The organism is Flagellimonas sp. CMM7, assembly GCF_021390195.1.
Taxonomy (GTDB): domain Bacteria; phylum Bacteroidota; class Bacteroidia; order Flavobacteriales; family Flavobacteriaceae; genus Flagellimonas.
Genome location: NZ_CP090003.1, coordinates 2,159,854 through 2,173,516 on the forward strand (window position 1 = coordinate 2,159,854; position 13,663 = coordinate 2,173,516).

The window sequence follows — 13,663 nt, forward strand, 5'->3', positions numbered from 1 at the left end:
AAGGACAATTTATACATACGCACTTGTTTTTTATGTCAACAGAGGCCGTACAATGATTTAATATTTATGCAATCAACAAATAGCTTTTACCTCTTTAATTCTAGAATAGCAACTCATGTTGTTTTTTGGGTTTTGTATTATCTTTTGTTTGGATTAATATGGGTTGGGGAAGAAGGTTACCTGGCTTCTTTTTACCTAGAGTTTGTCCTATTGCCAATTCGGATTCTAGCGGTCTACATCACTATTTATTTTTTACTACCACACTTTTTACTCAAGAGAAAGTTCAAAGAATTTTTGATTGGATACGGAGCGACAATGTTATTGGGAGGAATAATGCAACGGGTTTTCATTCACATGTTTTATGAAGAACTGTTGTTGAATGATTCAAGCACTGGCCTTTTCAGTATTATGATGTTGGTAAGGGCAATCATTTTGATAAATACAACAGCCTTGTTGGTGCTTGGAATCAAATTGTTTCAACTTTGGTCCATTGAGCATGACAAAAACAGAAGTTTAGAAAGTGAAATCTTAGAAATAAGATCTAACCGCAAAACGCATCGAGTTCCCTTAAGAAATGTACTTTTTGTAGAAGGTTTAGGGAACTATGTTACCTATCATCTAGAAGATAAATCAAAAATCACAAGTTATGGTAGTATAAAGGGTACGCTCCAGCAGTTACCGGATAACTTTAGGCGTGTGCACAAATCCTATATCGTGAACAAGGAGTATATAAAATCCTATGACGCTATGAGCATTGATATTCAAGACAACTCTATTCCAAGAGGAAAAAGCATTTCAGATGAGGTGTTGCTAAATTGAAGCTAATCCAATTTTTCTGTCAATTTTCTGAAAACCTTTTTCGGATTCTTCTCTTGATATAGAATCTGATATACCGCATTGATGATTGGTGCTTTAGACTTCTTCTGAAGCTTTTCATTCAATAAAAAAGCACTTTTGGTGGCGTAATAACCTTCGGCCACCATATTCATTTCCATCATGGCACTTTTTACAGTGTAGCCTTTACCCACCATATTTCCAAACATACGGTTACGGCTAAAAGTGGAGTAGCCGGTTACCAGTAAATCCCCCAAATAAGCAGAATTATTAATGTTACGCTTCATCTTATACACACCATCTATAAAACGTTTCATTTCGCGAATGGCATTGCTCATCAATACACTTTGAAAATTATCACCATATCCTAACCCATGTGCAATACCAGCGGCAATGGCATAGATATTTTTCAGCATGGCGGCGTATTCCGTGCCAATAATATCATCCGAAATTTTTGTTCTTATGTAATGACTTTTCAATTCTTCCGCTACCAATTCTGCTTTTGATTCATCTGCACATGCTATAGTTAGATAAGACAAGCGCTCCAAAGCAACTTCTTCGGCATGGCAAGGACCAGTGACCACTCCAATGTTTTTAAATGGAATTTGGTACTGTTCATGAAAATGTTCGCCAACAATCAATCCGCTCTCGGGAACAATTCCCTTAATGGCAGAGAAAATAATTTTGTTGGTTAGCGGGGTAGTCAATTTTTCAAGCTCACTTTCCAAAAATGCAGATGGAATTGCAAAAATGAGAACATCGGAAGACTCGACAATGGTATTAATGGCATCGCTTAATTGAAGTTTTGAAACATCAAACTCAACGGAACTGAGATAGTTTGGATTGTTGCCCTCGTTTTTTAAGTGCCTAATGGCAGATTCACTGCGCATGAACCAAGCAACGTTGTCCAAGTTTTCAGAAAGCATCTTTACAATTGCTGTTCCCCAACTACCACCACCCAATACACCAAATCTAAGCTTGTTACTCATTAATAAAATTTAGAAGGCAAAGCTAAACAATCTAATATTTAGAACATTATATATTGATTATCAGTGTTTTGCGGTTTTTGGCATGGTGCTTGGTTTATAAGTATTGAACCATAAAACCAAAGATTATGAAGATTGGAAAACTACTATTCGGAATTTTATTTATAGGAATATTGGCCAGTTCTTGTTACACAGAAGTTGTATTTGAAGATGACTTTATCGAAGAATCTCCTTTTAATACCGCCTTGGTATTAGAATCGTTCGATTTGTGGTATGTAGATGTTAATGCAACAAGAGGTAATGGAGAAGTACCCTTTTTACAACGAGCGTTTACAATTTCTTTTGAAAGAGGAATTATCTACGCCAACAACAACATTGTAGGAATCGGTAAAACAGGGAATGGATTGGGCATTGATGTTGGATCCTATGGAACATTGAATGCAGTAGTAGAAATTGATCATGATGTCGATGGACTTTGGTTATTGGATGTTTTTGCGGTGAACGGTAGTACATTGGAACTATATGATTCCAATTCGGACACCTCCTATGTGTTAAGAGGATATCAGCGTTCTAATTTTGATTATGACCAGGTATTCTATGATAACATCAATTACTTTTTACAAGAGTACGAGGCTTGGGAAAAGACTTTCACCAGTGAGGTAGGAGCTATAAATGAGTTTGATGATGAAAACTATCTTCAATTTTTATCAGGAAACAATGGTGCGTTTTTTAGGTCCTCAATAGATGGTACGGGAACACCGGTTGTTAATTTAGCGTGGGATTATGAAGGGGATTATGAAGTGTTTGATGTGGCCAATGATGCTACACTAAAAACTTTAACACTGGATTATGACTTCTTGGGCAATGATTACTTTGAACTGTACGTTATTGATGATAGTACTATTGAATTGTATCACGTATCCAGTGGAACAGTGTATGAATTTACGGGAAGAGGGTACAAACAATATTTAAAGTCGAGCAGCAATGCTGGCAAAAAACGTTCAAAAGTTAAAAATTCCATAATGAACGTTACTCGACAAAGAAAAATGTAAGGAACAATAGTAGTGTTCGACTACGTATATAAGTTTTTTGGTTGGTTATTTAGTTAAAAATCGCCTCAAGCATCTTAAGCTTGGGGCGGTTTTTTTTAATAAAGGGCAGAATAACCAAAATCACTTCCCATTCATTTTTAAACTGTCCAAATACTGCCTTTTAAATTCTGAAGGATTTTCTCCACTAATTTTTTTAAACGTACGATTGAAATAAGAAAGACTCTCGAAACCGCATTCGTAACATGTTTCGCCAACATTTTTACCCATTAACAATAGTCGTTTGGCCTGACTAATTCTATACTGATTAAGAAAACTGGTAAAGGTGTTTCCGGTCGTCTTTTTAAAGTATCGGCAGAAAGCTTCTTTACCAAGATTACATAGTTGGGCAACTTCAAAAATCTCAATTTTCCGCTGATAATTGCGATCAACAAACTCATGAATCCCTCTCAACCGATTTTGTTCCTTTTTTCGATACCTATTTACAAAAGGATAATCATGAAGCAAAAAAAACTCTTTACTGTTGGCAAGTTCCTTCAATATTTGAATAGATTCCATGAATAAATCAAAAGCGGAAAGTTGATGTAATTCTTTTAGCCTTTTCCCAATATGTTTTTTTGTTTCGCCGGTAAACACAATGCCATGTTTCGACTTTTCAAATAAGGTGTCTATTAATGAAAGTTCAGGAATGTCTGCTAGCATATTTTCTTTAAATGAGGGTTTAATATGCAGCACATCTTTTATGTAATCGGTTTTAACACCATAATCAAAATTCAAGTGTGGGATGTTGGAGCCAATAAAGACAAGGTCACTATCTTCAAAGTTAGATATGCTGTCTCCAACATGTCTCGTTGCACTTGCACCTTCTATATAAACCAATTCATATTCCGGATGAAAATGCCAGTAAAAAAGATGGTTTAATCTGGGGAGGTGCAGAAGTCTGAACGGGCTTTTGGTATTTGGCGCTATGGTCTCTAATTGTATTTTCAATTTTCACTATTATGGCATGTAATATATCTTAAATTCTAATAAATATCAATATAATGCAAATTTATATCAATATTAAGGTGGAGAACCATTTGAAATGCACCTAGTTTTATTCCATAGAATTTCAGTAATTAAAAAAGTACCAAAATGGAGAAAGATGTAAAATTGGAAATGGCCAATAAGGCACATGAGGAGATTCCTGGCAATCCATCCACAGCAACCAGCAGTAGTCAAAAATTAAATGATAGGTCGAATGGAAAGGAACTTAGGGTACTTTCAGAAGAAGATTGGGAGTTTTGGATTCACAATGGGTACATCGTTATAAAAAATGCCGTTCCAATAGAACAGGCCAAAGCAACTGCAAACTTTTTGTGGGAGTTTGATGAAAAGGACCCAAATGATACCACTACTTGGTACGCTCCGCCAAGAGCAGAAATGAAAATGAAAGAACTTACAGGAACGGGAATGGTAGAAGTCTACAACCATCAAAATTTATGGAACAATAGACAGATGCCAAAAGTGTATGATGCTTTTGTAGATGTTTGGGGAACTGAAAAACTGTGGGTGACCATAGATAGGGCAAATCTGAATTTTCCTTTGCAGCCGGGTATAGATAAAAAAGGATTTATTCACTGGGATTATGACCCAGAAACTCGACCACAGAATGTTCAAGGTGTGCTGGCATTGGCAGACCAAACAGATGAAAATATGGGAGGATTTCAATGTATACCATGGCTCTATAGGAATTATGATACTTGGAAGTTGACACAACCTGAAGATAGAGATTATTTTCAACCCAATTTGGATGGACTGGAAGATAAAATTGTAAAAGTTAAAATGGAAGCTGGCGACTTATTGATTTTTAATAGTACCGAACCACACGGCATTAGGCCCAATAAATCTGGCAACAAAGTTCGTATTGCGCAATATATTTCTATGATGCCAGCAGAAGAGGATAATGAAGAACTGAGACAATGGCGAATTAACTCGTGGAAGAATAGAATTGCTCCTGAAGGATATGCGTTTCCAGGAGATCCAAGAAACTGGGAAAGAGATAAATACGAAACTGCAAAATTAAGCACACTCGGAGAGAAATTATTAGGCTTAAAGGACTGGTAAGATCACCAAATCCTTAAAAATAAAGCTTCTTGTGGCCTGTTAAGGTATTAATGGTATTTTTGCGGCCTTAAATCAGAAGATGAAAAAATACCTAAATCTTTTTGACTTTTCGCAGAAGGTTAATTATCGCACTGAAATATTATCGGGTCTGACCGTTGCATTGGCATTGGTTCCAGAGGCTATTGCCTTTGCACTGATTCCGGGGTTCTCACCATTAACCGGTTTATATGCAGCTTTCATACTTGCATTGGTGACCTCAATTTTAGGAGGGCGTCCAGGTATGATTTCAGGAGCTACTGGTGCAGTTGCGGTTATTTTTGTTGGGTTGATTTTGGAGCTCAAACGAACTTTTCCTGGAATAGATCCCACAACCATATTAAATTACGTTTTTGCCACGGTTATTATTGCCGGTGTAATTCAAATTTTGGCTGGACTGCTTCGCTTAGGAAAGTTTATTCGTCTTGTTCCCCATCCAGTAATGTTTGGGTTTGTAAATGGTTTGGCCATCATCATTTTTATGGCACAGTTCCCAAACTTTTATCAAAAAGGAACAGAAGAACTGTTATCAGGCGCTTCTTTATACACTATGTTGGGCTTAACGCTTTTGACCATGCTTATCATTTGGGGTTTTCCTAAACTGACGAAAGCAATCCCTTCATCCTTATTGGCCATTGTAGTGGTCTCCGCAATTGTTATCGGTTTTGGTATTGATACTCTGACTGTTGCAGATACCATGAAAGAAGGCACAAGTATTAAAGGAGGGTTCCCTCCCATATCCATCCCAAATATTCCTCTTACCTGGGATACTTTTCTGATTATTGTTCCCTATGCAGGTATTGTAGCTGGAGTAGGGCTGATTGAAAGTCTATTGACGCTTAATATTATTGATGAAATCACACAGACGCGTGGTAGTGGAAACAAAGAATGCGTAGCTCAAGGTACCGCCAATATTCTATCTGGATTCTTATCTGGTATGGGCGGTTGCGCAATGATAGGGCAGAGTTTAATAAACACATCATCAGGAGCAAGAGCAAGACTCTCTGGTATTACAGCAGCGGTTATGCTGTTGGTATTTATCATGTTTGGTAGTAGTTTAATTGAGCAATTACCAATGGCCGCTTTGGTAGGTTTAATGTTTATGGTTGCAATTGGAACTTTTGAATGGGCCAGTTTTAAAACCTTTAGAAAAATGCCAAATTCTGATGTCATTGTGATGGTTTTGGTAACCTTGATTACAGCCATTACCCATAACCTTGCCATTGCAGTTTTATTAGGTGTAATTATTTCGGCTTTGGCGTATTCTTGGGAAAATGCGAAACGCATACGGGCAAGAAAACATGTTGATGAAGACGGGGTAAAACACTATGAAATTTATGGCCCTCTTTTCTTTGGATCCACTACGTTATTTGCTGAGAAATTTGATGTACAGGATGACCCAGATGAAGTTATTATTGATTTTCAGGAAAGCCGTGTCGCCGATATGTCTGGCATTGAAGCATTGAACAAGATTACCGAGCGGTATGCAAAAGCAGGTAAAAAAGTACATTTAAGACATTTAAGCAAGGATTGTATCCGCTTATTGAAAAACGCTCAAGACATTATTGAGGTTAATGTCCTTGAAGATCCAACATATAAAGTTGTTGCCGACAAGATTTAATTTTGTTGATTTTGATGGGAGGATTTTCTAAAAAGCTCAATCTCTAACCTTACCGGTAAAAACGCTGATATTGGGATTGATAGGATTGCCAGAAGTCCTTCTCATCATCGTTATTTGGCCTGCATGGTAAATGCAATCCGACAACATTCCATTGATTAAGTTCCAATATGGGAATGGGGTTTGTTTTTCTCCACGCTGAAAGATGACTTTAAAATTTTCAAAATCAGCGGCATTTTTACCAGCCACGGCTTGGCTTGCTGAATGAAGATTTTTTAAAGTTCCAGCACGTAAATCTTCGTACGTAAGCGCGGAAAGATCCATAGGACGAACATTAGGTTTCGACTCTGGGGCATTCATGATCATTTCAGACATACCATAAATATGTTGAAGGGTTTGAAAAACAGTTCTACCTTCCTCAGTAGTTTTATAGTCCAAGTCTTTTTGTTCCAACCCTTCGGTTGCCCAATAATAACGAAAACCAAGGCCATCAATCATTCTGGCGACTACATTTCCGGAGCTGTAATCTTCTGGATACTCAGGAATTTCGTGATAAGGAAGTTCTTCTTGTTGTGCGTGCATATGTAACGTCAAGATAAGAATAGGAAGTAATATATATTTTTTCATAAACTAAAATTATTCAATACACCCGTTATAAAAAGTATTGAAAGGGTAAATTACTACATTAAAAAGTTTTTTTTGAAGAGCGATATCTTCATGAAGTATGGTTTTAGCAGCTTCTAAATCATCTGCTTTCAAAATTAGCATTCCGGTATCACTATAACGAGCTCCTAAGATAATTTGTTTTTCCTTTCGCAGTTTTGATAAAAACCCCGAATGTTCTTTAAAATAACTTTGTTCGTTCGGTTGCTTCTCCATGTCCCAACTTTCACCAACAGTATAAAGGGCAATAAAATGGGCCTCATCATGTTCGTCTTCTTGTGAAAATATAAGAAAAGGAATGCATGTAGCAATTAGGAATATCAATAAAGATTTTATTTTCATCATTGTCTTAGAAGAAAAGTAAAGATAACTATTATTGATTTCGTAGACTCCAAACTTCGTACAGAGGGTCACCCTTACTACTAAACCCAGAATGATGCCAATCCCCATCTTTCACTTTAAAATCAAATTGAAGACTTGCCCCCACACGAGAGTTATCCCTTGAGAAAAATTCAATGTTCTCCGTATACTTACCATCAATAGTAGTATAGGTGCCTCCACCCGTTGCCATAAATTGTTGGGTTTCGGTATTGTATGCTATCCACTGAAACCTTGTTCCTGAAAGGATTTTCATGGTTTTACGCGGTTGGTCCGTATTTCTGTTTTGAAATTCTCCATTACGTTTACGACCAGACATCAACCAAGCGCCTGCCAAATTACCGGGGCCACCTTCATCTATTCTATTCCAAACCGTATCCATCCCTTTTATTTGTAGTGCGTTTTCAGAAAGTTCAATCTCAAAAGAGACTTGAGAACCAACTCGACTAGGAGTTTTTGAATCAAATTCCACCGTTTCAGTAATGAGATTACCATTTAAAGACCAACCTCCACCATTGGTGCTTACAAAAGCACCGGTGTTGGCATTAAACCAAGTGGAAACTTGATGCCCCTCTGAAAAGACAACTACGTTTTTTAGCTGTTGACCATCCACGGTAGATTTTGTATTCTCCCAAGCACCCAATAACGTTTGTGCCTGTATGGATAAACAAAGAATACATGCCAATATGGTAAGAATGCATTTTTTCATATGTTGTGTTTTAATCGAAGTCTTCTGAGTAAACTTTTGCACCATCTAAGTTTTTTAAATATACATAATCAACAGCGCCTTTTCCCGTAAATGTTAATATAAGGCCCATAATCTGGCCTCTATCTCCTTCAAAAGGTTGATCTAAGGCGAGGGTGTTGTTTAAATAATATTTAAGCCGCTTATTGGAACTTACCAATCGTATCGTTTGCCATTCGGACAAATTAGTTCCCAAGGCGGTAAAATCATTCTCACTTCCAGACAAAATAGTATCTCCCACCTTTATATTTAGATTACTAACGCAACCTTTATCAGTTATGCCCAACCAAGAAGATGCCTTTTCGTCAATAATGCTCACTTCCATATATGGGCATACCAAACTTTGTACATCATCAAATCTAACCCTTGTTTCCAATACATATGCGTCAGATGGTAGACCAAAGAATTCCCTAATATTAAAATAAGATACGATAAGACCTTTTTTTGGATCTACGCTGGATTGCTCAAAAGTTTCGTCTTTTACTCGCATAATGCCGTTAGAAACCAACGTTGATTGATTTGGATAAAATGGAATGATATCCAAACGATTGGATTTGGCAGTGGCAAACCATCCATCCGTTTGAACATGTATTCGTGTTTTTTTAATCACTTCATCATTTGCCATTAAGCGCGCCCAATGAAAACCGGGATAGTAATATATCTCAGAGAAATTTTTCTTTGAAGGGTCTATAGGTTTTTTATGATTTGGATTCCATGAACGCTGGATAAAAAAACTGTCAGCTTCTATTCCTTGCAAATCATATGAAAAAATAACCGAATTGGGAACATTGTTGACCACAGTTTTACTGGCAGAGAACATGATGTTATCCGGTATTTTAAGAGGTTTGTCATCATTAGAGATAAATACAAACAGTACAATCGCCAATAGTGCAGATGAAGCCAAAAAAAACAAAAGTTTTTTTGAGAAGGATGAAGTTTCTTTTGAGGTGCTATTTCCTAGTTCAAAAACTTTGTTTTGCTCCTGTTGAAAAGAATTCCAATTGTCATAATCAATTAATGAAGCCAATGCGTTCAGAGTACTGAGATGTGGCATTTGGTTAAATTCATTTTTCCACAAACGCTTCATTGTGGAGAGGCTGATTCTTGTATTAGAACGTTCCTCCATTAACTCCATTAAATACTCCAAATCGCGTTGTCGGAGCTTTTTTCCCGAGGAGAATTGCTCCGGGAAATACCGCTGCTCAATTTTTTTGATGCAATGTTCAATTGAATTTCTTTCTATCGTCTGCATAGATAAATTTTTGAAGTGGACGAAAAATAAGCCATAAATAAACGGTTTTTGATTATTCAGTTAAGGCTAAGAAGGCTCAATATTGTATAAAAATAAACCTTTCAATTTTTAAGTTATGATATATGTAAATTCCGCTCAAGTTAAAACCTGCATTACTATTGCCTTATTGATTTTTGGTGAATTTCTGTATGCACAAAACATTCCACTAACACCAGAACAATGGAAAGTTGTGGACAATGAAAACAATCAGGAATTGGATTTACAAGTAACAGAATACAAGGGTATGTCGGCTATACATTTGGGAAGACATGAAATAGCAAAGCTAACAGGTATGACATACGAAAACTTTGTCTTGGAAATGGATGTTTCCGGAAAAGCAATGCCGGGCATCGGATTCAGGGCCAATAACTTATGGGATTATGAGTTTTTATATTTCCGGGTTTTTTCAGGAGGCAAGAATGATGCAGTTCAGTATATTCCTGTGTTCAATGGATCACATCCATGGCAATTGTACAATGAGCCTTTTCATGAAACAACAGCTGTATTTAAACCACAAGAATGGTTCCATATAAAAGTTGAAGTGTTTGGGGAAAATATGCGTGTCTTTGTTGGAGAAAAAGAACGGCCCAATATGCAAGTAGAACTTTTACAGAAAGAATGTGATAAGGGCAGTATTTTTTTGAAGACCAGTTTTGCCGAAGCTTATTTCAGTAACATAAAAATACAGGCGCTTGAAAAACTCTTTTCCATAAAAGAACCTAAGACACAGTATAAATACATTACAAAATGGGAAATTTCAGAACAACTGCAAGGTAGCATCCATTCTCAAAGACAATATTTTAATTGGATTAAAAGTGCCGAAAAAAACCATAAATGGCAAAACATTGAGGCTGATAAAACAGGGATGATCAATATGGCTCAATATTATGATCATCCAAAAGAATCTGCCTTTGCAAAAACAACAATTAATTCTGATGTTGCCAAAACAGTAACCCTGGCATATGATTATACCCAAGTATTGCTGATTTCTTTGAATGACAAGATTGTTTTTTATGGTCGCGAATTGGATATTGAAAATTTTATGCGTGTTACAGATAGGGAACAGACTTTGGAATTGTCATTGAATGAAGGAGAAAATAAATTGGTTTTTTGGATTCGTTCGGATGATGAATGGCAAAATCAGGTAGGAAACCCTCCATATTTGGGAAGGAAGCAGGCTATGAATTGGGGATTTACAGCAAGACTGCTAGAGGAGGAGTAGAAACTTAGATAAGATTATGTGACACATTGTTTTTTCTAACCGCAATGATTTCTGCTTAAAACTAAAAAGTGCCGTTACCCCATGATTATTGGAAGGGAACAGCACTTTTATGCAGTATTTTGGTTTTTTACAGTGTACGCAGATACTCTACCAAATCCCTAGCTTCTGCTTCATTTAGGTTTTGGTTGAGCATAATGGCATTGTTATACTCTTTCAATAAGGCTTTGGCAATAGGGTCTTCTCGTAACATTTCATCAGGATTCATGATCATGTTCATTACCCATTCTGGACTTCTTCGTTCAAAAACACCTTCCATTGCAGGGCCGATCATGCGTTGGTCTACCATGTGACAGGCTACGCAAATGGCATTGAACTTTGCTTCCCCGCGAGCAGCCATTTCTTTGTCAATATCATCAGAGAACTCAAGATTTTTAATGGGTCCAATTCCCTTATTATTCAAATCTACGGGCACACCTTCATCGGCTTGTATTTTTTTGTCTTCAGATTTAGTACGGCTTACTTCAAAACCATCCTTTTTTTCTTCTTTTTTTCCACCGCAGCTGGCTATAAAGGCACCCAATGCCAATAACAGGAGTATTTTTTTCATCTTATTAATTTCAGTTGTAGTTGCGGCTACTAAGATAGTTAATTAGGGTATAACATTTTTCTCATTTTTGTTAATCCCTGCCTTTGATTGCATATGAACATGAACATAACAGAAAAGGCTCTTAGCGCTAAACCAATTTCAATTTGATGTAAAAAACTCCAATGCCCTTTTTTCAGTATATGTGATATTGTTTTTACCCCAAAACCCCACATGGCCCCCGTATTTTGGAACCTCTAGAGAGAGGTTTGGGTTTTTTTCCGCTTCTGAGTAAGGATAGCATTCAGTACCTAAAAAAGAATCGTCCGCAGCATTGATAATCAAACTTGGAACCGTAATTTTTGATAAAACTTGCAGCGAACTGCATTTTCTGTAATAATCCAGAGCATCCTTAAAACCATGAGCTTTGCTGGTATAGATGTCATCAAAATCCATAAGTGTCTTAACGTCCTTTATATCGGCATCTGGAATAAGTTCAGGGAATAAACTTTGCTTCTGTTTAAGTTTGGCCAAAAGGTGTTTTTTAAACCGTTTGGCGTACAATATATTCTTCTTAGTCAGCAATTGTTTGCAAGAATTGTGCAAATTACAGGGAACAGAAACTGCTACAGTCGCTTTAATTTCCTTTGGAACCTGCTTTCTTTCACCTAAATATTTGAGCAATAGATTTCCGCCCAAACTGAAACCCTTAAGGTAGATTTCTGAATAATTTTTGGTGCTAAGAATATGGTTTAAAATTTCATTAAGATCTTCTGTTGCACCAGAATGATAGGATTTATATAAAATATTGGGTTCACCACTGCACCCTCGATAGTTGATTGCACAAGCATCAAACCCATTTTTGTTAAAGAGTTTAGCACTACCTGTAATATAAGGGCGTTGCGCATCACCTTCAAGTCCATGGAGTAGAACAACCAATTTTTGGGTAGGAATAGAAGATGCACTCCAATCCAAATCCAGAAAATCTCCATCCTCTAAAAAAAGTCTTTCCCTTTTTTGAACGACATTGGAAACTTTTCTAACAAGCCCTGCATAGATAGTTGCCAGATGCCCATTTCTAAAAAAGAATGGTGGACGATAGGCAGAATAAACGAGAGGCATTAATACAAAATATTATGCTGTGGTTTTATCTTTTCCGGTAGATTTTGCTCATCAAGCATATCTCTTAAATCAATTTCTATAGTTCTGCACAAAGCGGTCATTGGAACATCGTTAATACGACCTTCAAATGGGTCTTCACTATTGCTCCCTATTTTCTCCATGGTTGTAAACATCCATGAAATCAAAACCGAAAAGAAAATCATCAATACAATGTACCACCAGTTATGACCAACTTCCAGTTCCTGTAATTGGGTTTCAAACACATTTAACAAGCCAAAGGGGAGTAATAAAACAAAAATCCAAGTGAACAAGGTGCTGAAATATGCATATTGCCGGGGGAAGGGGGTGTTTTTTATTCTTTCACACTTTCCTTGTAGGTTATACATTTCTTCTAGATTATTATGAAAAACTTGCTTATCAAATTCTGTGATTTTCCCTTCTTTCAATAATCTTTTAAGGTGTAAACCTTGTTTTTTTATGAGGTGGGTGGCAACATTCTTTCTGTTTTCTATACCGTCCACCTCTTCGGGTGACAAAAACATGTCCATTCCACTGCAAACAGGATTTCGTTCACCATGTCTATCAAACAAACGTTCTACGGCTCTATTTTCTCTTATTGAAAAACTAGTAGGTTGGCGTAACTGAATCCGTAGGGCATTAATCCATGCGATATGCCTGTAAATCAATGCAATTTGTGCCTCTCTGTCATTTTCCACAAAGCTTAATACATTATTTGCCCAGGTACGAGAATAGTTGACAATACCACCCCAAATTTTTCGCCCCTCCCAAAAACGGTCATAACTCTGGCTATTTTTAAAACCTATATAAAAGGCCACTGCTATACCGATAACGGACAAAGGCTGAAAAGGAATGTCAATATGTTTCCAATTGAGCGAATCATAAAGAAAAAATATAATACCTGCATAGAGGGTAAAAAAAATGAGGTTTTTCCAAGCATACCTTAGAATGATACCCCAACTAATATTTCTTTTAATGTACATGGTAGTTGATTAAGTACTAAAAATACTTA

At 36.8% G+C, this 13,663-nt stretch carries 14 protein-coding genes; 5 read left to right on the top strand and 9 right to left on the bottom strand.

Translation table 11 applies throughout. The features are described 5' to 3' along the window. Positions 1-66: 66 nt before the first annotated feature. Positions 67-819: a LytTR family DNA-binding domain-containing protein gene (locus LV704_RS09845; protein WP_163420547.1), complete on the top strand. Its 753-nt coding sequence runs from the start codon at positions 67-69 to the stop codon at positions 817-819. A 2-nt stretch (positions 820-821) separates the two neighbouring features. Here LV704_RS09845 and LV704_RS09850 read toward each other — a convergent pair whose 3' ends face one another. Next, positions 822-1,823 carry an NAD(P)H-dependent glycerol-3-phosphate dehydrogenase gene (locus LV704_RS09850; RefSeq protein ID WP_163420546.1) on the bottom strand — a complete coding sequence of 334 codons (1,002 nt, stop codon included), beginning with the start codon at positions 1,821-1,823 and terminating at the stop codon, positions 822-824. Between the two features lie 125 nt (positions 1,824-1,948). Here LV704_RS09850 and LV704_RS09855 point away from each other — a divergent pair, with 125 nt between their 5' ends. Next, positions 1,949-2,872 carry a nicotinic acid mononucleotide adenyltransferase gene (locus LV704_RS09855; RefSeq protein ID WP_163420545.1) on the top strand — a complete coding sequence of 308 codons (924 nt, stop codon included), beginning with the start codon at positions 1,949-1,951 and terminating at the stop codon, positions 2,870-2,872. 120 nt (positions 2,873-2,992) lie between these two features. Here LV704_RS09855 and LV704_RS09860 read toward each other — a convergent pair whose 3' ends face one another. Continuing rightward, positions 2,993-3,859 (bottom strand): helix-turn-helix domain-containing protein, encoded by an 867-nt coding sequence (locus LV704_RS09860; protein ID WP_163420544.1) that lies wholly within the window; start codon positions 3,857-3,859, stop codon positions 2,993-2,995. Between the two features lie 144 nt (positions 3,860-4,003). Between LV704_RS09860 and LV704_RS09865 the strand changes: the two genes are divergently transcribed. Further along, positions 4,004-4,975 (top strand): phytanoyl-CoA dioxygenase family protein, encoded by a 972-nt coding sequence (locus tag LV704_RS09865; RefSeq protein ID WP_163420543.1) that lies wholly within the window; start codon positions 4,004-4,006, stop codon positions 4,973-4,975. A gap of 79 nt (positions 4,976-5,054) precedes the next feature. Then, complete coding sequence (locus LV704_RS09870) at positions 5,055-6,632, top strand: SulP family inorganic anion transporter (RefSeq protein ID WP_163420542.1); 1,578 nt, start codon at positions 5,055-5,057, stop codon at positions 6,630-6,632. Positions 6,633-6,668: 36 nt separating this feature from the next. Here LV704_RS09870 and LV704_RS09875 read toward each other — a convergent pair whose 3' ends face one another. Genes LV704_RS09875 through LV704_RS09890 form a run of 4 tightly spaced genes read right to left on the bottom strand, consistent with a single transcriptional unit; the run spans position 6,669 to position 9,667 of the window. Then, positions 6,669-7,211 (bottom strand): DinB family protein, encoded by a 543-nt coding sequence (locus tag LV704_RS09875; RefSeq protein WP_163420541.1) that lies wholly within the window; start codon positions 7,209-7,211, stop codon positions 6,669-6,671. Between the two features lie 54 nt (positions 7,212-7,265). Further along, positions 7,266-7,637, bottom strand: coding sequence for a hypothetical protein (locus tag LV704_RS09880; RefSeq protein WP_163420540.1), 372 nt, complete (start codon positions 7,635-7,637; stop codon positions 7,266-7,268). A 28-nt stretch (positions 7,638-7,665) separates the two neighbouring features. After that, complete coding sequence (locus LV704_RS09885; protein ID WP_163420539.1) at positions 7,666-8,379, bottom strand: membrane or secreted protein; 714 nt, start codon at positions 8,377-8,379, stop codon at positions 7,666-7,668. A 10-nt stretch (positions 8,380-8,389) separates the two neighbouring features. Further along, positions 8,390-9,667 (bottom strand): hypothetical protein, encoded by a 1,278-nt coding sequence (locus LV704_RS09890; RefSeq protein WP_163420538.1) that lies wholly within the window; start codon positions 9,665-9,667, stop codon positions 8,390-8,392. A 115-nt stretch (positions 9,668-9,782) separates the two neighbouring features. Here LV704_RS09890 and LV704_RS09895 point away from each other — a divergent pair, with 115 nt between their 5' ends. Then, a complete protein-coding gene (locus tag LV704_RS09895; protein ID WP_163420537.1) occupies positions 9,783-10,928 on the top strand; it encodes a family 16 glycoside hydrolase in 1,146 nt (381 codons plus the stop codon). Positions 10,929-11,055: 127 nt separating this feature from the next. Here the strand turns inward: LV704_RS09895 and LV704_RS09900 are convergent, their stop codons facing one another. From LV704_RS09900 to LV704_RS09910, 3 genes are all read right to left on the bottom strand, one after another. Further along, positions 11,056-11,535: a cytochrome c family protein gene (locus tag LV704_RS09900; protein WP_163420536.1), complete on the bottom strand. Its 480-nt coding sequence runs from the start codon at positions 11,533-11,535 to the stop codon at positions 11,056-11,058. 138 nt (positions 11,536-11,673) lie between these two features. Then, positions 11,674-12,633 (bottom strand): YheT family hydrolase, encoded by a 960-nt coding sequence (locus tag LV704_RS09905; RefSeq protein WP_163420534.1) that lies wholly within the window; start codon positions 12,631-12,633, stop codon positions 11,674-11,676. Further along, on the bottom strand, positions 12,633-13,634 hold the full coding sequence (locus tag LV704_RS09910) for a bestrophin family protein (RefSeq protein WP_163420533.1): 1,002 nt from the start codon (positions 13,632-13,634) through the stop codon (positions 12,633-12,635). Before LV704_RS09910 ends, LV704_RS09905 begins: the two co-directional genes overlap by 1 nt. Positions 13,635-13,663: the final 29 nt, after the last annotated feature.